18 protein-coding genes are annotated in these 19555 nt (G+C 63.5%); 4 read left to right on the top strand and 14 right to left on the bottom strand.

Annotation, left to right across the window (positions count from 1 at the left end):
• Positions 1-4 precede the first annotated feature (4 nt).
• Together ACREBX_RS13075 and ACREBX_RS13070 are read left to right on the top strand one after the other, a co-directional pair.
• On the top strand, positions 5-949 hold the full coding sequence (locus ACREBX_RS13075) for a GMC family oxidoreductase (RefSeq protein WP_431562175.1): 945 nt from the start codon (positions 5-7) through the stop codon (positions 947-949).
• Positions 946-1626 (top strand): GMC family oxidoreductase, encoded by a 681-nt coding sequence (locus ACREBX_RS13070; RefSeq protein ID WP_431562174.1) that lies wholly within the window; start codon positions 946-948, stop codon positions 1624-1626. The genes ACREBX_RS13075 and ACREBX_RS13070 overlap by 4 nt, the downstream gene beginning before the upstream one ends.
• A gap of 95 nt (positions 1627-1721) precedes the next feature.
• Here ACREBX_RS13070 and ACREBX_RS13065 read toward each other — a convergent pair whose 3' ends face one another.
• From ACREBX_RS13065 to ACREBX_RS13050, 4 genes are all read right to left on the bottom strand, one after another.
• Positions 1722-2549: an SDR family NAD(P)-dependent oxidoreductase gene (locus tag ACREBX_RS13065; RefSeq protein WP_431562173.1), complete on the bottom strand. Its 828-nt coding sequence runs from the start codon at positions 2547-2549 to the stop codon at positions 1722-1724.
• Positions 2550-2650: 101 nt separating this feature from the next.
• Positions 2651-3085, bottom strand: coding sequence for a hypothetical protein (locus tag ACREBX_RS13060; RefSeq protein WP_431562172.1), 435 nt, complete (start codon positions 3083-3085; stop codon positions 2651-2653).
• On the bottom strand, positions 3082-3681 hold the full coding sequence (locus tag ACREBX_RS13055; protein ID WP_431562171.1) for an FAS1-like dehydratase domain-containing protein: 600 nt from the start codon (positions 3679-3681) through the stop codon (positions 3082-3084). Before ACREBX_RS13055 ends, ACREBX_RS13060 begins: the two co-directional genes overlap by 4 nt.
• A complete protein-coding gene (locus ACREBX_RS13050) occupies positions 3678-6179 on the bottom strand; it encodes a CoA transferase (protein WP_431562170.1) in 2502 nt (833 codons plus the stop codon). Before ACREBX_RS13050 ends, ACREBX_RS13055 begins: the two co-directional genes overlap by 4 nt.
• A 35-nt stretch (positions 6180-6214) precedes the next feature.
• On the opposite strand from ACREBX_RS13050, the gene ACREBX_RS13045 reads away from it, so the two are divergent.
• Positions 6215-6652 carry a MarR family winged helix-turn-helix transcriptional regulator gene (locus tag ACREBX_RS13045; RefSeq protein ID WP_431562169.1) on the top strand — a complete coding sequence of 146 codons (438 nt, stop codon included), beginning with the start codon at positions 6215-6217 and terminating at the stop codon, positions 6650-6652.
• 18 nt (positions 6653-6670) lie between these two features.
• Here the strand turns inward: ACREBX_RS13045 and ACREBX_RS13040 are convergent, their stop codons facing one another.
• The 8 genes from ACREBX_RS13040 to ACREBX_RS13005 all read right to left on the bottom strand — a co-directional run bounded on the left by ACREBX_RS13040 (position 6671) and on the right by ACREBX_RS13005 (position 16845).
• Positions 6671-7342, bottom strand: a complete 672-nt coding sequence (locus ACREBX_RS13040; RefSeq protein WP_431562168.1) for a cysteine hydrolase family protein — start codon at positions 7340-7342, stop codon at positions 6671-6673.
• A gap of 35 nt (positions 7343-7377) precedes the next feature.
• Positions 7378-8055: an isochorismatase family protein gene (locus tag ACREBX_RS13035; RefSeq protein WP_431562167.1), complete on the bottom strand. Its 678-nt coding sequence runs from the start codon at positions 8053-8055 to the stop codon at positions 7378-7380.
• 116 nt (positions 8056-8171) lie between these two features.
• Entirely contained in the window at positions 8172-10442 is a 2271-nt protein-coding gene (locus tag ACREBX_RS13030) for a TonB-dependent receptor (protein ID WP_431562166.1), read from the bottom strand.
• 233 nt (positions 10443-10675) lie between these two features.
• The gene (locus tag ACREBX_RS13025; RefSeq protein ID WP_431562165.1) at positions 10676-12214 is read right to left on the bottom strand and encodes an AMP-binding protein; all 1539 of its coding nucleotides are present in this window, start codon (positions 12212-12214) and stop codon (positions 10676-10678) included.
• On the bottom strand, positions 12211-12972 hold the full coding sequence (locus tag ACREBX_RS13020) for an SDR family oxidoreductase (RefSeq protein ID WP_431562164.1): 762 nt from the start codon (positions 12970-12972) through the stop codon (positions 12211-12213). Before ACREBX_RS13020 ends, ACREBX_RS13025 begins: the two co-directional genes overlap by 4 nt.
• A 29-nt stretch (positions 12973-13001) precedes the next feature.
• Positions 13002-14138: a hypothetical protein gene (locus ACREBX_RS13015; protein ID WP_431562163.1), complete on the bottom strand. Its 1137-nt coding sequence runs from the start codon at positions 14136-14138 to the stop codon at positions 13002-13004.
• A gap of 10 nt (positions 14139-14148) precedes the next feature.
• Positions 14149-15264: a hypothetical protein gene (locus tag ACREBX_RS13010; RefSeq protein WP_431562162.1), complete on the bottom strand. Its 1116-nt coding sequence runs from the start codon at positions 15262-15264 to the stop codon at positions 14149-14151.
• A 45-nt stretch (positions 15265-15309) separates the two neighbouring features.
• Positions 15310-16845: a class I adenylate-forming enzyme family protein gene (locus ACREBX_RS13005; protein ID WP_431562161.1), complete on the bottom strand. Its 1536-nt coding sequence runs from the start codon at positions 16843-16845 to the stop codon at positions 15310-15312.
• Between the two features lie 76 nt (positions 16846-16921).
• Between ACREBX_RS13005 and ACREBX_RS13000 the strand changes: the two genes are divergently transcribed.
• A complete protein-coding gene (locus tag ACREBX_RS13000; RefSeq protein WP_431562160.1) occupies positions 16922-17413 on the top strand; it encodes an acyl-CoA thioesterase in 492 nt (163 codons plus the stop codon).
• 9 nt (positions 17414-17422) lie between these two features.
• Here the strand turns inward: ACREBX_RS13000 and ACREBX_RS12995 are convergent, their stop codons facing one another.
• Positions 17423-18244: an SDR family oxidoreductase gene (locus tag ACREBX_RS12995; protein ID WP_431562159.1), complete on the bottom strand. Its 822-nt coding sequence runs from the start codon at positions 18242-18244 to the stop codon at positions 17423-17425.
• A 33-nt stretch (positions 18245-18277) separates the two neighbouring features.
• Positions 18278-19549, bottom strand: coding sequence for a cytochrome P450 (locus tag ACREBX_RS12990; RefSeq protein WP_431562158.1), 1272 nt, complete (start codon positions 19547-19549; stop codon positions 18278-18280).
• Positions 19550-19555 lie beyond the last annotated feature (6 nt).

Raw genomic sequence — 19555 nt, 5'->3', positions numbered from 1 at the left:
CGAAATGAGAACCGAATTGGACGAGAGCTTTCTCCACGCCGACTATGTGATCATCGGCGCCGGCTCGGCGGGCTGCGTACTGGCCAACCGGCTCAGCGAGGACCCGTCGGTTCGTGTTCTTCTGATCGAGGCCGGCGGCAGCGACCGCAGTCCTGTGATCGACCTGCCCGTCGGCTATGCGAAGACGATGGCCGATCCGAGATATGATTGGTGTTTTCGCGCTGGACCCGAACCAGGTCTCGATGGACGCACGATCCATTATGCGCGTGGCAAGCTGCTGGGCGGGTCGAGTTCGATAAACGGGCTCGCGTGGGTGAGAGGTACGCGTGCCGATTACGACCATTGGCGCGATCTCGGCTGCGCCGGTTGGGGCTGGGATGACGTGCTGCCTTACTTCATGCGCGCCGAGGATTTCCGGGCAGGCGGGGCCGGGCGCGGACAAGGCGGCCCGGTTCCCGTCGATTTCAACCCGCTCTGGTTCCGTTCGATGGGTTTGCTGGTCGAAAACAGCCGGGCGATGGGCCTGCCGGCGCTGGCGGATTATAATGTGGAACGACCGCTCGGGCTTGCGCGCGCGCAACTCAACTGGAAGGCCGGGCGACGCCAGAGCGCCGCACGCGCCTATCTCGCCCCTGTTCGCAGCCGCTCCAATTTGCATATAGTGACCGACGCGCTGGTCGAGACAATCCTCCTCGAAAATGGTGCAGCGACCGGTGCAACCCTGCGCGTCGGGGACCAGTCAGCCGTTGCCCGTGCCGATGTCGAAGTTATCATTTGCGCCGGCGCGATCGGCTCCCCCTTGCTCCTCGAGCAGTCGGGCATCGGCGATGCGACGCGGCTGGGGTCACTCGGTCGCCGCGTCGAGATCGACAGCCCCGAGGTCGGCGAGAATGTCGCGGATCATCTGATGCTGACAACACATATGAGGTGCGCGGATTGCCGTCCATGAACGGCGCTGGCCGGGGCTTTGCGGCGATTCTCAACGGGCTGCGCTATCTTGCGGGACGAAAGGGCTTGCTCGCCGGAACGCCAACGCAGGCCATGGGCTACGCCCGCGTCGGGCCGGGCGATGGACCCGCCGACATCGAGCTCTTCGCGGGTCCGCTGACCTATGCTTTCAGGGAAATCAATGGTCGGGTGGCCGCCGTGGTTGATCGCCGCCCGGGCTTGAGCCTTTCCTTTTATCAGTGCCGCCCGGAAAGCCGGGGTCATGTCCATCTCGCGGCCGACGGACACGTCGACCTGAGCTGTGGTTTTCTGACGCAGGAAAATGACCGGGCGATTGTCACCGCCGGTCTGCGGTATTGCAGGGCGATGGTTCGGCAGTCTCCTCTCGCCGAATTTATCGTTGGCGAGAATATGCCGGGACCCGAGGTCGACAACGATGATGCATCGCTCCTCGAATGGGCGCGCCGCGCGGGCGGGACCGGCTTCCACATCGTCGGCTCGTGTCGGATGGGCAATGACGAGAGGTCGGTGGTCGATCTCGGGCTCAAGGTCCGCGGGGCCAGGCGGCTTCGGGTTGTCGATGCGTCCGTGATGCCGGCGCTGGTCGGTGCGAACACGCATGCACCGACCGTCATGATCGCAGAGCGCGCCGCAGACATCATCCGCCGGCGAAGCTGATCACGGCGATACAGGCAAATCAGACGCAGCGCCCACCGAGGAAGAGCCAGCTCCCGCCGCGATGAGTGGGCCTTGGCGATGGCGGCGCCCCCCTTTCATTGCATGACGGCGTCGAGCGTGTCGAAACCGAGAAGCATTTCGTCGACGCGCTTCTGCAGCCTCTGGCGGCCCTCGGCATGCGTGAAAATAAAGAAATCTCCGCGCGTCAGACCGGCGAGCGCGATCGCCGCGACGTCTAAGACCGGCATGGCATTGCTCGGCCTCGCCGCAGCAGATGACGCCGGCGGCGCCCCGGGGGCGCTCCCGCTCGCGGCATCGATTATGCGCTTGCCGCCAAGGCCGGTGTCGACGGCGCCCGGACACAGCAGCGAGACGATGATCCCGTCGGGCGACAGTTCGTCGCGCATCGCCTCGCAGAGCGAAACAAGCGCATGCTTCGATGCGGAATAGTCTGAAGCGGCGCTGACGGTGTCGATCCCGGTCATTGAGCCGATATTGAGAATATGGCCGCGTTGCCGCTCCCGCATCGCAGGCGCGAAGGTCTGGACGCCCCGCAACGCGCCGACGACATTGGTGTCGAGCACCTGGCGGAGCACATCGGGCGATACGCCGAGGGGCATTTCATATGCTCCCACGATTCCGGCATTGTTGCAGAGAAAATCGACTTCGCCGAATGCCTCCCGGGTCTGGCGAGCGACACCGTTCCAACTCTCGCCGTCGGTCACATCGAGGTGGAAGGCGAGCGTCGCGCCCCCGCTTTCATTGAGGGCGGCGCTCGCATCCTGCACCCCCGCAGCGTCAACATCCGCCATGATGACTCGTGCGCCATTTGCGGCGAGGACCCGGGACAATCCAAGCCCCAGCCCGCCGGCGGCGCCAGTAACGAGCGCGACCTTGCCGCGTAGCCAGCTCAATTCAACCATATATCCCTCCCGAGAATGCCGGGCTCCGGATGGCGTCGACCCGCCTCCCGCCTAAGCGCCACTGGCACAAGACGACGTCTTCACTGTTCGATCTTCGGGCGCTATCGCGCAGCACGGGGAAGCGTGGCGAGAACCCGGCCCGGCCCGACCGAAATGTCGCTGCCGTTTTCGGACCATATCTCAAGAGTCACGAGGCCCGCGCCATCGACTATCGCCTTTTCGATGACGCGTCCGCGCACGGTGACGCGATCGCCGGCGACGTTGAAGCCCGACATGCGGAAGCCGCTGATACGGCGGATCGTTCCTGCTGGTCCGATGTAAACTCGCACCGCCTTTTCCCACATTCCCTGGAGAAAGAGCGTGTTCGCGTAGATGTCGGGGGCTCCCGACGCGCGCGCGACGTCGGGATTGTGATGGATTGCGTTGAAATCGCGGTTCGCGCCCGCCGCCATGACGAGCCGATACACTGTCAATGGAAAGTCGAAAGCCTCCAACACCTCGCCGATTTCCACATCGTCCCAGAGGCGCTGCTTCACCGCGCGCCCTCCCGCGGCGTGTAGAGAAAGAGGCTGGTGCGCACGCGCGCCAGTAGATTCCCCTCTTCGTTCGCGATTTCGGCCTCGGTCGTCACGAACGCGCCACGTCCGACCCGGGTTTCCTTGGGATGGCACGCCACCAGCTTTGCGCCGCGTCGCTGCAAGCGCTCGCCGACATGCGCCGGGCGGAGATAATCCATATCGACGTCCGTCGCAAAATAGCCGGTGAAGGGCGGGAAGAAATCGGGAAAAACAGGCTTGACGACGCTTCGCTCCGGCTGGGCATCGCGGTCCGCGGCAGGAAAGAGGGTGGGCGCGCCCGGGAACCACATCGGCGGCAAGGCAAAGCTCAGCATGGCAGTATAGGGCGCGATGATATCGGGATGGCCATGCCGGCGCGCTTCCTTACGGTCATCATGAAGGGCGCACGCAAATTCGAGCGGCTCGGTCCAGCGCCGGATGGCACCTGCTTCGACGCGGTCGGCCGCTTGCGCAGCCGCGCCCGTTCCAAGGTCGGTACCGATCGCGGCGACGACGGGATCCCACAGCCGCTGCCATGCTTCGTGCTCGCCGCTGATATCACTGCCCTCGTTCATCGAAGCGCTTTGGCGTCGACAAGCGCCGCGATCGCGGCATCGGAATAACCAAGCAGGTCGCGGAGCACCGCCTCATTGTCGCGTCCATATACGGGTGCCGCTCGCCTCGGCCCGACGGCCGAAGCGGAGAGGCGAAAACGCGATCCCTCGACAATGCTGACGCCGCCATGGGCGTGCGCGAGCTCGACGAGATGCCCGTCGCGGCAAAGCTGCGGATCCAGCGCAAAATCCTCCGAATTCGCGACGACATGCGCCGGAATGCCTTGCGCCTGCAGCTGCCGCTCGATCTCATGGGTGTCCCGCGTCACGGTCCAGCGTGCCACCATCGCCTCGATTTGTTGTTCTGCAGCCTTGCGACCGACGAGCTTAGCAAGATAGGGGTCCATCGCTTCGTCGCCAATCAAGGCGGCGAAGCGATGCCATTCGCTGTCGTCGCGAACCGCGATCGCAACCCAGCGATCGTTGCCCTTCGCGGGGAAGACACCATGCGGAGCCATTGCCGGGACACGATTGCCTTGTAGCCGCGCAACGGTGCCGGTCGTTTCGAAGTCGGCGATCTCGGCTGCCAGGAAATGCAAGCCTGCCTCGACCTGCGCGATGTCGAGCCAAGCGCCCGGTTCGTTCGGCCCTTTGCCCACGCCGTCCAGTCCTTCACCGCGCTGCGCCGCGAGGCGGGCAAGCAAGGCGGCCAGGGCAAAGCGCGGGCCGACATAGTCGGTGTAAGGCCCATAAGGTCCGATCATCTCGCCATCGGGATGGCCGACAATTGCCTGGAACCCCGACAGGGCGGCACCGATGTTGCCGAAACCGGCGAGGCCGGCGAACGGACCGCTCTGCCCCATGAGCGAGGTGCTGAGCATCACAAGACGCGGGTTGCGCGCCGAGAGCATGTCGTACCCAAGCCCCCATTTCGTCATCTGTCCGGGCGCGAAGCTTTCGACGAGGACGTCGCCCCACGCTGCCAGATCGCGAACCACCTCGCGCGCTGCGGGGTTGGCAAGGTCGAGGCTGAGTCCGAGCTTTCCCGCATTGCAGTTCTCGTAAAGCGCCGAGCGCTCGGGATTGATGTCGCCCCCGGGAAACGGTCCCATCATACGGGCCGTTTCGACACGCAGCGACGATTCGACCCGGACGACCTCGGCACCGCAATCGGCGAGCACACGCCCGATCATCGGCCCAGCTACCACCCAGGCGAGATCGACGACCTTGAGACCGGCAAGGGGCGCCTTTGAGTTCGCGACGTCATCGCTACCGGCCGGTCGGCTCCGCGGCGCGGCGCGTTCGAGCGCGCCCAGAATCTCCGCCGCATGGGCGCCGGCCGCTGGCGCCGCATGGACCGGGCGCCGCGCCGACAGTCCGTCCAGGGCGGCCGGCAAGCGGACCGGCACGCTGGCTCCCACAGCCCCGGCGAGCGCCCCGCGCGCCGCGAAATGCTCGCTCGCTGCCAGGTCGGCGATCGTCATCACGGGCGCGAGGAGAAGCTTGTGACGCATTGCGATCAGGGCAAGGTCGGCCTTTGTGAAAGATGCGAGCGCGGCGGCGACCTCGTCGCGCGCTGCCTCAAGATCGGCCTCGCCCATCGCGCCTGTCGACAAGGCTTCGGGCACGCCGCGTGCCCAGTCCCATTCGCGGAATTGCTGCTGGGCAAGCCCGGCGTCACAGAGCCAGGCGAAGAGATTGTTGGTGAAGCGACCGGCCGCCGGACCCATCGCGAGGTGCATTTCGACAAGGCCATCGCGCACTGGCCATTTGGAACGGCGCGTACGCGAGCCGCTACCGCTGAGATCGAGATTCCCTTTGCCGCGCATCGGCGGCGGCTTACTGCCGAGCGTGAAATCGGGATGACCGACCGCATGCGCAAGAACTGCCGAGAGCGTCGCCTGGGCCACGCTTGCCTGGGCCGACACGGTGACGAGCTGGCCCCGGCCGGTTCGCTCTCGCTCCGCGAGCGCCACGAGTGCACCGACCGCCCCGTCGGCACCGGCATGGAGCAGCGCCTGATTGGAGCCGATGCGCACCGGGGGACGCTCGGCATCACGGCTCGGAAAGAGAGCGCCGCCCGCCGCCCAGAGAATGAGGTCGCTAGCCGCATAGCCGCGCTTGGGTCCCTCTTCGCCGAATGGCGAGATCGAGAGATGCACCAAATGCGGGTTGTCCGCGCGTAGCGCCTGCCAGTCGAGACGCCGATCGCAAGCCATACCTCCGGTGATCAGGATATCGGCACTCGCCGCAAGCTGCCCGAGCAGATCGCGCCCTTCCTCGCTGTCGAGATCGCAGCATATGCTGCGGCGGTCGCTCGCGAGAGCCGTCCATAACGGGCTTTCGCGCTCTTCGGTATCCGCACGACCGGCCGCCGCGGTCTTCGCCTGCCATCTTGTCGGCGAGCCGCCGGGCGGCTCGACGAGGATGACGTCGGCACCCAGCTGCGCCAGCATCTTGCCGGCGATGAGCGCGCCCCCTTCGGCGAGATCAAGGACACGGATGGCAGCGGACGTCATTGCGTTAACTCAATTATAGATCTACAGGAGAGAGGGTGAAGACATCGCTCGGCTTTCTTCTCGACGACACAGCGCGCCTCTTCCGTCGCTCTTTCGACGCGAAGACGCGCGGCGACGGAGTGACAGCGCTCCAGTACCGGCTGCTCAAATATCTCGCCGAGCATCCCGGGACCCGGCAATCGGCCCTCGCTCAGCGCCTCGAGCTTGCACCCATTACTCTTTCCCGCATGATTACGCGGCTGGTCGCGACCGGCCTCGTCTTGCGCCTTCCGGACAGCGACGACCGCCGGGCGAAATGCCTTCATGTCACGGGCCGCGCGCCTGAACTCCTCGACGAGGTGGCGGAACGGGCCGAGGCGACGGTGCGCGAGGCGATCGAGGGGCTTAGCCAAGGCGAGAACGAGGATCTGGCTCGGCTGATCGGCCGCGTTCGGACCAATCTCTCGCGTGTCGCCGAGGCGCACTCGCCCTGACCCGGCAAGCATCCCCGGTCAATCCGGCCGGGCGAGGCGCTCGATCTCGTCAATCGTGTGGACTTCGGCGAACCACAGGGACAGGTTGAGAAGCGCAGCGTCATGCTCGCTTGTGGTCATCGCACCGGTGCCGTCGGCAGCGATGATGACGCTGAAGTCATGCTGGTGCGCATCGCGCGCTGTCGTTTCGCAGCAGACGTTCGTTTCGATGCCCGCGATCACGATCGTCTCGGTTTCCTGTTCGCGCAGGATTCGACCAAGATCGCATTCCGATCGGGGATGCAGCGCGCTGACCGTCTGTTTGGAAACCCGGAGGTCGCCGGGCAGCGCATCGAGTTCGGGCGCCAGCTCGTAGCCCGGTTTCCCGATTGCCAAGGCGGCGCGAAAGGCGGCGCCCTTGTCATGGCGGGGATCGGCAACAGGTTCTTGCGAGGGCGGATAACCATGCTGGACCCAGATCACCGGAACGCCCGCGGTGCGCATGATCCCGACGAGCCGATTGATCCGTGCAACCAGCGCGGCTCCATTCGGGACGGCGATCGGCACCGAAGGGTCGAGAAAGAAATTCTGCATGTCGATGACGACAAGCGCCGTGCGGTCGGCGACGATCTTGGCGGGCGGGCGGATCGATCGTCCGCGTTCCGTCGCCCAGGCGGGCGGCATCGATATCGCTTCGGCCGTGCTTGCCATCACTATTTCTCCACTTGCGGTGACTGACGCGGTAGTCAGCTGGCGAGAGACGCCGCAGCGCCCTGATCGGCAGCGAGAGCGACAAGTTCGTCCGCGCTCTGCACTTCAGCGAACCAGAGTGCGAGATTGAGGAGGGCGGCGCGATGCTCTTCCTCGCTCATCGCGCCGGTCGCGTCCGAAGCGAATAGGATTTGGAAGCCGTGCTGCGAGGCATCACGGGCGGTCGTCTCGCAGCAACCATTGGTAACAATGCCGGTGATAACGAGCGTCTTGATCCCACGGGACTGTAAGGTCTGGAGGAGGTCTGAGCCGGATTGCGGGTGGAAGACGCTGGCCGTCTTCTTGACTGCGTGGAGGTCGCCCTCCTCAACTGTGAGCCGTGCATCGATATCGAAAGCGGCGTTGCCCGGGACCAGCTGCCTGACGAGCGAGCTGCGTACGCCGCAATCGCCATCGGCGGGCGCCTCAGCGCCGGCGAAACTATGCTGCACCCAGATAACGGGGCAGCCGGCATCGCGCATCGCGCGCCGCACCCGGTCGATATTGTCGACCAGCTTCGGAATTCCCGCCACGGCGAGCGGATGTGTGCCGTCGAGGAAAAAATTCTGCATGTCGATGATCAGGAGCGCTGCCGTGCGCGGATCGAATGCGACCGAGGGGCGGATGGCCCGGCCCCGCTCAAGGGCCCATGCTGGAACTGCTGCTTCGCTCATGTCTTGCTCCCGGTGTGCCGAGTTCGACGCCCGGCGATGACGTTCGTACAATATCTGTCAGCTGGCAGCGATGGGCACCGACGCGGCCGCTTAGCCGCGCCGGCTCCCCAGCCCGCTCAGAAGGAGAAGCGCGCAGTCATACCGTACGTCCTCGGATTTCCGACAACCCCGCCTGCAACATTGCCCGAGAAAGTCGCCGAGACAAAATATTCGTCCTTGGTCAGGTTGCGACCCCACAGGGACAGTTCGAGACCGTTATCGAGCTGCAGGGCAAGGCGCGCGCTCAGAAGGTCGGAACCCGATACAAGGGCACCTGGTGTGAGAGGGTTGGGCGTTCCGTAAAAGGCGCCCGAATGGTCGAAATTCACCTGGCCCGTAAGCTTCGACGTGCCGATTTCCTGTGTGTAGGAACCGCCCACCGCCCATTTCCAGCGCGGCGAGAGGATCTGGACGATAGTCGGATCCTTGAAGTCGAAGTCATTATGACCGACCGAGGCTTCAAGACGAAGTCCCTTCACCGGCGTGAAGAAAGTTTCGACCTCGAACCCTTCGACATTCGCGCTGCCTTGGTTCACGTTGGCAGTCGTGGTGGTCGGCGTGTTGGGCGGCGACAGGATGAGCGACTGCTGCACGTTCGAATAGTCGACATGATAGGCTGCGGCATTGACCGTCAGCATGTCGAACAGCTTCACCTTGAAGCCTGCCTCATAGTTGACGACCTTGTCGGGATCGAACGGCAGGCTGCTGAGCGTGTTCACCGAGCGCAGCTGCTGACCACCACTGCGGAAGCCGTTCCCGGTCTTCACATAGACGAAGATGTCGTCGGTGACCTTATAGTCGGCCCCAACATCGTAAATCCAGTAATCGAACTTGTCGGTACGGCGCAGTTCGCACGGCCCGTTGGGGGTCGTCGACGTGATGATGCCCGGCCCCGCGGTGTAGACACAGATGCCGGTATTGACGTTGCGGTTCTGGCCGAGAATGCCCTTGGTATCTTCGGTGTAACGGCCGCCGGCGCGGAAGGTGAGACGGTCGGTGGGATGGAAGGTCAGGCTGAGATAGCCCGACTTCGACTTGTTGTTGACGGAGCCGTCGAATGTAATGGCGTTCGCGCGGCTACCGAGCGTGCGCGAATTGCCCGGGCTGAAGTCATAAGCATCTTCCTCGAAATAGTAGAGGCCGCCAATCCAGTCGAGCACGCCATCGAAGCTCGATCCGGCAAGCTGGATTTCCCCGGTATATTGCTTTTGCCCCTGGCTGAGGTTGGGCTCGAACTGAACGAGCGTAACGCTCTCGCTTACCACACCGTCGGCATTGGTGCTCGAGCGGTTCGACCCCTTCACATAGGAGCCGATCAGCTTGAGCGTGATATCTTCGGAGAGATCCTGCGCGATGGTCGCCTGCATGATGTCGGCACGCGACTTGCTGAACGGAGTTACGTTCGAAAGAGCCGCATAGAAGCTTTCATCGCGTTGCGGCGAGTTGAACTGGGTCGTGACGCGCGGCGTGGTCAGCGTTGTGTTGCTAATGTCGCCGAACAGATTCGCGACGAGGACGCCATTGCTCTTTTCGCGGAACAGATAATAGCTCGCGTCGATCCGCGTCGTATCACTCGGATGCCATGCGACGCTGAGGCGATGCGAGGTCACCGACTCATCGTTGGTGTCGATGACGCGCCTGATGGAGGCGGGGCCGGTGTAGGGCTCGGTGACAAGAGTGGTTTTGGTATAGCCATCGTGGCTGCGGATATTGCCCGCATAACGCAGCGCGAGCCGGTCGGCGACGATCGGGATAGTCACCGCGCCGCCCATTTCGAGCCGGTCGTAGTTTCCATAACCCGCATAGAAGGACCCGGTGAGGCCTTCGTCGACCTTCGGCTTGCGCGCGATAACGCGGATCGCGCCGCCGATCGTATTTCGCCCGAAGAGCGTCCCTTGGGGGCCGCGCAGCACCTCGACGCGTTCGACATCGAGCAGTTCGCTGAGCGCCGAATAGGACCGGGCAAGGTAGATGTCGTCGACATAGACGCCGACGCTCGGATCGACCGTCGGCAAATTCTCGCGTTGGACCTGGCCGCGCATCGAGATGATCGCTGTCGATTTGGAGGCCGCCGCGGGGCGGACCGCGAGGTTTGGCACCGAACTCGCGAGATTGTCGATATTGGTGATGCCGCGCTGTTCGATGGCTTTGCCGGTGAGCGCAGTGACCGACACAGGGACCGTTTGCAGCGTCTCCTCGCGCCGCGTCGCGGTCACGATGATGTCGTCATTGCCAACTTGGTCCTCTGCGACAGGTGGCGCCGCGGCTTCCTGCGCGAAGCCCTGGACGGGCGTGCAAACGGCAAACACGGCGATTGCAAACGACGAAGCAGTCAGTAGCTGGCGCATAGTGGGTCCTCTCCTAGCTCGATTCGGCTATAGAGTTATATCAATCATATTTGGGTAACTCTTTCAAGCATGATTTTCCGCTACGTCGATCTACGCGCTAAAGTCAGCAATTCAGGCAATTTTATTGGCCAGCGTTGATAGATCGCTACCCTCGCCCCACGAGATGACGGAGGTTGAAACCCTCTATTCGGCTAACGCTTCCCGCATTTCGGACTGCGAATGGGCTGTTTGAATCAGATCCGGACCCTCGCTTCGCCCCAGTGCCGGGCACGAAGGTCGCGCTTCAAGAGCTTGCCTGCCTCGGAGCGCGGCAGGGTCGCGGTGAACTCGAAACTGCGCGGTATCTTGAAGCCCGCGAGCTTGCCGCGTGCGAGACGCGAGAGTTCTTGGCTGAAGGCATCATCCTCTCCCCGCTCGGTCTCGATCACCGCATGGACACGCTCGCCGAACTCGTCATCGGGGATGCCGATAACCGCGACATCGGCGACGTCCGGATGCGCGAGAAGGACCGCTTCGATTTCCGCCGGATAAATGTTCACGCCGCCCGAGATGATCATATGGCCGCGCCGGTCGGCCAGATAGAGATAACCGTCCGGATCGAGCCATCCCATATCGCCAAAGGTCGCCCACCCTTTTTCATGAAAGGCATCATGGGCGTCCTTCTCCTGCCCGCGATAATCAAAGGGCTTTGGCTCGGTAAAGTAGACGAGGCCTACCTCTCCCTGCGGCAAAGGCTGACCATCGGCACCGACGATCGCGATTGCTCCGCCGTAGCGCGGCCGACCGACGCTACCCGGATGCGCCAGCCACTCGTGCGGATCGATGGCGGTCATCCCGAAACCCTCGGTTCCCGAATAATATTCCCAGATGATTGGCCCCCACCAGTCCATCATCGCGGCTTTGACCGCAACCGGACAAGGCGCCCCGGCATGAACAACACGTTTGAGGGCCGATGAGGGAACGGTCTGCCGCGCCTGCTCGGGAAGTTTCAGCAGACGGACGAAATGGATCGGGACCATCTGAACATGGCTCACATCGTGGTCCGAGAGCGCCGCGAGGCAGGCGGCGGCATCGAACTGGCGAAAGACGATGATCGTCGCGCCGAGCCGCTGTGGTCCGATCGCCCAGTTGAGCGGGGCGGCATGATAAAGCGGCCCCGCGGTGAGCACGACGCTTGCCGCGGTGATTTCGTGAAAGTCCCGGTAGAGCTTTTCATAGGATGTGAGTTCGGCGAGCGATCGTCCCTGGCCACCGGAGGCAACAACCCCTTTGGGGCGCCCTGTGGTCCCCGAACTGTATAGCATCATGCCGCCGCCGAATTCGGCCGCGGTTCTGTCCGGCGAGGCCTCGTCGATCGCTTCCGCAAGGCCCAACCATCCCGGCTCGGCGGTGCCGGCAGCATAGCGGCGCGCGGGGACGGCCGCCGCCCCATTGACCAGAGCAGTGAAACGGGGCGACGCGATGATGGCCTTGGCGACACAATCGCCGAGAATATATTCAATTTCAGCCGGCGCGAGGTGCCAATTGAGAGGAATGCAGAGCAGGCCGGCACGGCGGGCCGCCCATATTCCGACGATCAGATCGGGACCATTTTCGAGCAGGAGCGCTACCGCGTCACCGGTTTGCAGCCCGTCGGCCATCAGGCGATTGGCAAGGCGGGCAGAGCGGTCGTTGAGGTCGCCGAAGCTCAGAGTTTCGCCCGTATCGGCTACCAGCAGCGCAGTTTGATCGGGACTCGCGGCCCCGAATATCCAAGGCGCGCGCTCGCTCATAGATAGGTTCCGGATGCATCTCCGAGCTTCATGCCCCCGTCGCAATCGAGGATCGTGCCGGTAATATAGGCGCTCTCGGGGGAGGCGAGGAACAGCGCGGCATTGGCGATGTCCTCGACAGTCCCGAAGCGGCGGAGCGCGGTCTGATTGGCCCAGATGCGCTTGTCCTCATCGGTCGGTGCCATGCGATCGACGCCCTCGGTTCCCAGAATCGGACCCGGCGAGATCGCGTTGACCCGGATGCCCGCCTGGCCCCATTCCATCGCTAGCACCTTCACTACCATGTTCACGCCGGCCTTCGCCGCGCAGACATGCACCTGTTCGGGAAGGGCTTGAACGGCCTGCGGCGCGGTGATCGCGATCATCGAACCGGGCCGGCTGATGATGTCGAAGCCGCTGCGGAACACATTATAGGTTCCCAGCAAGTCGATATCGACGACCGTCTTGAACCCGTTCGGTGAGATACGGCTTGCCGGTGCCATGAAATTGCCCGCCGCGCCGGCAATGATGAGATCGGGTGCGCCGAGGCGCTGCGCCGCGTCGGCGAACAGGGCCGCCACCGCGGCCGCATCGCGGACGTCGGCGCTGCCGCCGACGGCCTCACCACCGGTCTCCGCCATGATCTCCGCGGCGGCGGCGGCGGCCTTCTCCCCGTCCCGGCCAAATACGAGGACCTTGCCGCCGCGTTTTGTAATGCCCTTGGCGATGCCCAGGTTGATCCCGCTGGTGCCGCCCGAGATGAAAGCAATCTTGCTCACGTCATATCCTCCCTTAACCCCGCCGGACGTCAGCCATCCCAGCGCAATTCCCAGATTGCGCCGTCCGGATGGTGAAATTCCCCCGTCGAGTAGCTTTTGCCCCAGTGGCTGACGAGCAGACGTCCGCCGGCAAACAAAATGTCGTTCCGGCCGGCGCGAAGGCCCGACACGAGCGGTTGCAGCTCACCTGCTGCATCGCGAAACAGGAGGCGCCCGTCGTGGGGCAGCGGGTCGTGATCATAGATGGTCTGCGACTGGTTGATCGAGCCATGATCGGTATAGACCAGCGAACCGGACAGGGGCCCGAAGTCCGCGCCGCAGCGCTGCGGAAAGGCCAGCATACGGTTGCCAAAGGCGAATGGGTCGGACGCGACCGCGCCCTTTTCCACGAGGAAGAAAGCGCTTTCCTGTCCGACAAAGCGCCCCTTATTGTCGTCGCCGATGATGAAATTCGCGTCGGGCACACCTCCGACGATCAGCTTCCCTTTATGCTCGGGAAAAATATCGTCGGTGCCGAAGCACATTGCGCGCGGCAGCAGTTTCGGGCCGTGGACGCCATCCATGATCGCATAGGTTTCGGCGCGGCCGGAACCCGAGACACGGTAGATGCTGTTGTTGCGAAGCGCCGTGAAATAATAATATCCCTCATGTTCGGTCCCCTCGGGTCCGAACCCGCCGGGGATCAATGCGGCAGGAATACCCTCGCCGCTCGCGCTGTGGTTGCGCGGCAAGGTGGCGAAGAGGGTGAGCTCGCCCGAGCGCCGGTCCCATTTATGAATGACATGATCCCAGTGCGCGCCTTCGCGTCCCGGCTGGACCTGCGCGAGGATGAGGGCGTGCCCCGCCCATCGGCCGAAGGACGGCGGAGCAAGGCGGGGAAACATGATCATTCCCAAATGCGTATGTCCCCACGCGACGGCGGGCTCGAGCCGGCCGTCGGCGGTGAGCCACCAGATCGCCCCGTGGCCGAGGGCCGGGTCGAAGCGCGAGGACCAGCCCTGTCCGCCGACATCGCAGATCGCGACTCGCCCATCGGGCTCTTCCCAATCCACCACATGCGGGTCGTAGAGGACATCGTCGGTCGGGATGATTGTCCGGAAGCTGTAGCCCGGGATGTGAACCTTGGGCGTGATCTCGAGGTCTTCGCCGTTCGTCCAGTCGGCCATTCTATTTCTCCTAGAGTCCGCTGATGTCGACGACACACACGCTGCTCGCGCCAGCTTCGGCGCCTGGCGCGATGTCGGGGATGAGCAGCGCGGGTTCGCCGCCAAGGGCAGCGGGATAGCAAATGTTGATATCGGCCGGCCGCGCGACGGGATCGGAGCCATCCGCGAGTTTCAGGATAAGATGGCGGCCGTCGGCAGGAAACAGATGCACCTCGCTCGTCGGCGGCGTCGAGGCAATGAAGGTTCCGCGACGGGTCTCGCCCACGCCGTCGATGATCCCGAGGCCCGCGATAAGAGGGGCTGGCTGCTGGCCGCTGCCGAAATCGGCGAGCGAATAGCGATACACGCCACCGGCTACCGGATCGTTGGGCGAGCAGCTGACCGAAAGGATCGAGCCGTCGCGCCAGGAGCGCGTGAGCCCGTTGGTCTTACCGGGCGTGAGCAGTCGCTGCACCGCGTCGGCCGCACCCTCCTTGCCCGCCATCAGGTCGTCGATCGCACCGTGCGGAATGCGGTAGATCGCCGAAGGTGAGACGCTGTCCCAGCCGGGCACTTCGGCCGCGGGCGCCATGTCGCTCACATAGAGATCGCCGTTGGCGCCGAAGGCAAGGCCATTGGGTTGCTCAAGATCGCTGAACTTTGCCGCGATTGCGCTACCGACACCGAGCGGAAGCGCACCAAGCAGGATGCCGGCGTTGGGGTCGAACACGGCAAGGTTCGATTGATAGGCGGACTTCGGCAAAATTCGGCCGCTTCCGCGCACGGTCTGCGGACCCGCGGCTTCGGTGATGAACGCCGTGCCCTTCGTAAGCTTCGCTGTTGCGACCGGAAGAATGTCGATCCCGTGCGTTCCCGTCAGGCCGTCGATGAAGCGTCGCTCGAGAAGCGGAACGTCGCCCCGTCCGGCGAGCCTTGCGCGCGAGATGAAGGCCTCGCCCTGAGCATAGGTTATCCCACGCCCGGCACGATAGCTCTCGATTCCCAGCAGGATGGTGCAGTTGCCAAAGACGATCGTTTCGCCGTCGGCGAGAAGCTCTGCGCTCTCCGGATTCGTGCAACCCTCGATGCGGCCGATCAAATCAGCCTTATATATGTGCCGTTTACTGTCGGCGATATTGCGGGTCATTTCGGTACCTTTCCCAACGCTTTTATTTTTTCGATCTCCCGGCTCCTAGGCGGGGGCGGACGTCGCGGCCCCGTCATGAAGCGGCTGCAATATTTCCCGAAGCGCGCGCTGGTCGACCTTCATGGAGGCGGTGCGCGGCAGGCTCGGAAGGAAATGGAACAGGACGGGTAGCTGGTAGCTCGAAAGGCTCGACCTCAGGAACGCCTTCAGTTGCTCGACAGATGGCGCCGGCTTGCTGGCGTCGAGCAGTATTGCCGCAGCCGGCACCTGCCCGAGGCGTCCATCGGCAAGACCGATCACCGATGCTTCGGCGACGGCGGGGTGTGCCTGAATGGCGCGAATGAGCTCGTCGGGATGGACCTTGAAGCCACCGCGGATGATGGCGTTGTCCGAACGGCCTACGATCCAGAGAAACCGCTCGGCGTCGAGACGCGCGAGATCGGTTGTCCGGGTCCAGCTTTCGCCATCTCCGATCTGACGCGAGCGCAACTCGAGGATGCCTGTCTCGCCTGCCGCAAGCGGAACGAGGGTTTCCGGATCGACGACACGCCCTTCGACGCCCGGATTCAGACGCCCAACCGCGCCGCGCCGCGTTTCACGAAATGCCACGAAGTCGTCGAGGGTCCAACCCGCCACACCGCCGAACTCGGTTGCACCATAATTCTGCAGGACCGGAATTTGGTAGCGTTCATAAACGGCGTCGGCGAGGTCGGGGTCAAGAGGTGCGGTGCCAACGCGGAAGGCCTGGAGCGAAGAGAGGTCCTCAACCGGCACCGCCGCGTCATAGATCATCTTGAGCGCGGCGGGAGGGACGCTCGCAGCCTTGATTGCGTGCCGCTTCACGACATCGCGAAAATCATCGACGCGGAAGCGTTCGAGGAGTCCGATACTGCGGCCCGCCATCAGTGCGTTCATGAAGGCAAGCATGCCGCTGATGTGGGCGAGCGGCGCCATCAAAAGTTGCACGCCCTTGCGAAGTCGGGGCGCATCGTCGCTGTTGCGCCCTTTCTCGAAGCGGGCCGCGCCGAAGACCGCGGCCTCAAATGCCTCGCGACGCATCGGAACGCGCTTCGGCGCTCCCGTCGTGCCGCTGGTCAGCATTTCGAGCGCGACGTCCTCCTCAACCGACCGGGCGGCCGCGACGTTCGCGGAACTTCGCTCCTGGCGCACGATCGCGGGCGCATCGGTCCGGCCGGTCAGTTCGACAACAAGGCATCCAAGGCTCTTCAACGCTGCGGATAATTCCGGCGCTTCAACGTCCGCGGCCATGCCGATCACGGCGGGGACATTGGCAGCGAGCGAATCTTCAGCAAGTTTGGCCGGGCTCTGCATCGGATTGAGCGTCACGAGGCAGCGATCGCCGATCACGGCAAGGATCGCCGGCAGCAAGGCGGCATCGTTGCGAATGAACACGCCGATGCGACATTGCGGTCCGAGACCTGCGCCCGACAGAATAGCGTCGATCGCACTGCGCGCGCGGGCAAGGTCGCCCCAGGTCAACCATCTGCCTTCGAATTCGACGGCCTGTGCATCGGGATCGAGCGCGAGGATTGCGTCTATTCTATTGGCCAGCTCACCCATTATTCCGACTCCTTGACGCCTCTGTAGCATGGGTGCATGATGAATTGAAATAACTCTTTATACTATGGGAGCAGCTATGGCGGTACAGGATGGTGGAAGCCACAGCGATAACCGCGCGCGGATAAGAGCGCTTCGCCCGGACCTTTTTCCCCAGCAATATTGTATCCAGTCGCGGCAGGCGGACCTCGATACGCTTCGGCATATCAGCAATTATTCGGTTGCGACGATACTCGGTGAAGCCCGGACAAGAATGATCCGGGAGTTTGCGCCGCGCGACCAGCGTCCCGAAGGCGTCGTGTTCATGGTCGGCCAGAATGCGACGACCTTCGTAAGGCAATCGCATTATCCTCATGATTGTACCGTCGGGTGCGGCCTTCTTTCGATCGGCACTTCGACATTCCGTATCGTCCAAGCCTTGTTCCAACAAGGAGAGTGCAAGGCGCTGGGTGAATCGGTGCTGGTGGCAGTGCGGTCGGACCGGGCGACGCCAATCGACGGCGCGCTTCATCAGCGGCTCGCGTCGCTGCTGCTCCCCGAACATGCGGTACCCCGACAACTGATCGGTTGACAATGAACGTCAGGCCGTACGCTTGGGCCAGTCTGACCCGAGCAGACCGGCGAGCGTCGCTTCTTCCCAGCTCACATCATCCTGCTCCGCACGCTGGCGAACAAGGGCAAAGGCATCGCCGGTTCCGTCGAGACGCAGCGGGGGTTCGCCGGTTTCGATGGCATCGACGATACGCTCCGCGACCGAGGCGGCGCTGTGCGGTGCGGTCCGATTGCTTGCGACCCGCGCCATGGCCCCATCAATGATGGCCTTATAGGCGGGGTGCGGCAGGATTTGGCGGTTCTGCGGAAAGGCGCTTTCGACCGCGCCCAGAAGAACCGAGCACACAAAGATGCCGAACGGCCGCAATTCGATACGGAGCGCGTCCGAATAGGCGTCGAGCGCTGCCTTCGTCGCCGCGTAGTGACCGAGCACCGCCGTCGAGCGCTTGCCGGCAGCAGACGAGACCTGGAAAATGGCCCCCGAGCCGCGATCGCGCATCGCCGGCAGGCAGGCACGCGTCACGCGAAGCGCGCCGAACAGATTTGTTTCAAAAGCGCCCTGGACGTCCGCAGAGGATGCAGCTTCTACAGGACCCCATAGACTAACGCCGGCATTGTTGATGAGCACATCGACGGGGCCCGCAGCGGCGACCGCTTCAGCGACCGATGCATCGCTGGTCACGTCGAGCGCGAGCCGGCGAGCAGCGGGAAGATCGTCAAGGCTCTCGGGGCGCCGGGCCGTAGCGGTGACCCGGTGCCCGCGCCGCGCGGCCTCGATAACGAGAGCCCGGCCGATCCCGCTCGAGCAGCCCGTAATCAGGATATGCTTGGGCTCGAACGCATCAGTCATGATTGTCTCCGGGACGGCAGGGTAGATTGGGGTTCAGACGTCGACCGGGGTCCAGACCATCGGCAGATGCCGCAGCACCGCTTTGGCGTGACTTGTCATCAGTTCGTACGGCTGGTCGGGGTCGAGACGATAATCGGGAATGACGGCGGTCACTTCCTCGAGTGCGATCCGTAGCTGAAGCGTTGCAAGATGCTGACCTATGCAGCGATGCGGCCCGGCCGAGAAAGTCATCGCTCCCCCAGCATTGCCGCGTTCGAAGCTGACCGTCAGCGGATCGGCGAATTTCGCGGGATCATGGTTGGCGGCGCCCATGGGAAGCAGGATGATGTCCCCCTTGGGGATCGTCACGCCAGCGATCTCGACGTCGCGGCGCGCCTCGCGGCGGATCTGGTGGAATCCGTTGTAACGGATGAGTTCCTGCGTCGCGGCCGGAAAAATCGACGGATTGCCCGCCAACTGCTTTTGATATTCGGGGTTCTGGGCCAGGAAGAGGAAGGCGTAGCTCATGATAGCCGCGGTCGAGTCGGTCCCGGCGAAGAAGAGCAGGGACGCGATGTTGAGCATCTCGTCGTCGGTCAGCTTGCGGTCATAGACTTCGCCGTCGAGAAGGATGCTGAGAAGGTCATCGCCCCTGTTTTTGCGCCTGTCGTCGAGAACATCCTTCAGAATGTCGTCGATCTGTTGACTGGTGTCCTGGCGTAGTTTCCGCGCGGCTTCTTCGCCCTCACGCTCGAAGGTGTCGGCGGCCCCGAAGATGAGCGCGAGAGATAGCCGGTTGAATTCCTCGAAGTTCGAGGGGTCTATTCCCAGCAGCCCGCAATACATGGTGCTAGGCGAGATCATGCAAAAATCATCGACGAAATCGCAGCGGCCGAGCGGAGCGATTTTCCTGACCTGCGCCCGCATGACATCGCGGATGAGCGGCTCGAGCTTGGCGATCATGCGCGGCGAGAAGATGGGGGTCATCACCTTGCGGTAGACCCCGTGCTCGGGCGGATTGAGCATCAGCGGTATATGGATTTTGGGATACGGGTTATGGGGCAACCCCCCGGCGTGCTGGCCGAAGCTATCGGGATCCTGGAGGATCGCGCGGATATCCTCGAAGCGCGTGAACACCCAGAACCCGCCGTAAAGATTGCTATAGAAGACGCGGTACTCTTCCCGGAACCCATCAAGAGCGCTCGGCGGGAAGGCCGTAACCTCAGGCCCCTTGATGTGGTCGTAGGCAATCACATGTTCCGGCGCGATCGAATCGGCGGGGCTCATCAACACTCTCCCAGCTATTTTATCGCGATAGCGTGCCACGGCGAG

This window comes from Sphingopyxis sp. (genome assembly GCF_050725655.1).
Lineage (GTDB): Bacteria > Pseudomonadota > Alphaproteobacteria > Sphingomonadales > Sphingomonadaceae > Sphingopyxis.
This window is presented reverse-complemented; position numbering and strand designations above follow the sequence as displayed.

Excerpts from the sequence above, each read along its gene's own strand:
- ACREBX_RS12995 (WP_431562159.1), bottom strand. The coding sequence starts at position 18,244 with ATGACTGATGCGTTCGAGCCCAAGCATATCCTGATTACGGGCTGCTCG.
- ACREBX_RS13010 (WP_431562162.1), bottom strand. The coding sequence starts at position 15,264 with ATGACCCGCAATATCGCCGACAGTAAACGGCACATATATAAGGCTGAT.
- ACREBX_RS13065 (WP_431562173.1), bottom strand. The coding sequence starts at position 2,549 with ATGGTTGAATTGAGCTGGCTACGCGGCAAGGTCGCGCTCGTTACTGGC.
- ACREBX_RS13075 (WP_431562175.1), top strand. The coding sequence starts at position 5 with ATGAGAACCGAATTGGACGAGAGCTTTCTCCACGCCGACTATGTGATC.
- ACREBX_RS13015 (WP_431562163.1), bottom strand. The coding sequence starts at position 14,138 with ATGGCCGACTGGACGAACGGCGAAGACCTCGAGATCACGCCCAAGGTT.
- ACREBX_RS13040 (WP_431562168.1), bottom strand. The coding sequence starts at position 7,342 with ATGGCAAGCACGGCCGAAGCGATATCGATGCCGCCCGCCTGGGCGACG.
- ACREBX_RS13030 (WP_431562166.1), bottom strand. The coding sequence starts at position 10,442 with ATGCGCCAGCTACTGACTGCTTCGTCGTTTGCAATCGCCGTGTTTGCC.
- ACREBX_RS13070 (WP_431562174.1), top strand. The coding sequence starts at position 946 with ATGAACGGCGCTGGCCGGGGCTTTGCGGCGATTCTCAACGGGCTGCGC.
- ACREBX_RS13055 (WP_431562171.1), bottom strand. The coding sequence starts at position 3,681 with ATGAACGAGGGCAGTGATATCAGCGGCGAGCACGAAGCATGGCAGCGG.
- ACREBX_RS13005 (WP_431562161.1), bottom strand. The coding sequence starts at position 16,845 with ATGGGTGAGCTGGCCAATAGAATAGACGCAATCCTCGCGCTCGATCCC.
- ACREBX_RS13025 (WP_431562165.1), bottom strand. The coding sequence starts at position 12,214 with ATGAGCGAGCGCGCGCCTTGGATATTCGGGGCCGCGAGTCCCGATCAA.
- ACREBX_RS13050 (WP_431562170.1), bottom strand. The coding sequence starts at position 6,179 with ATGACGTCCGCTGCCATCCGTGTCCTTGATCTCGCCGAAGGGGGCGCG.
- ACREBX_RS13035 (WP_431562167.1), bottom strand. The coding sequence starts at position 8,055 with ATGAGCGAAGCAGCAGTTCCAGCATGGGCCCTTGAGCGGGGCCGGGCC.
- ACREBX_RS13000 (WP_431562160.1), top strand. The coding sequence starts at position 16,922 with ATGGCGGTACAGGATGGTGGAAGCCACAGCGATAACCGCGCGCGGATA.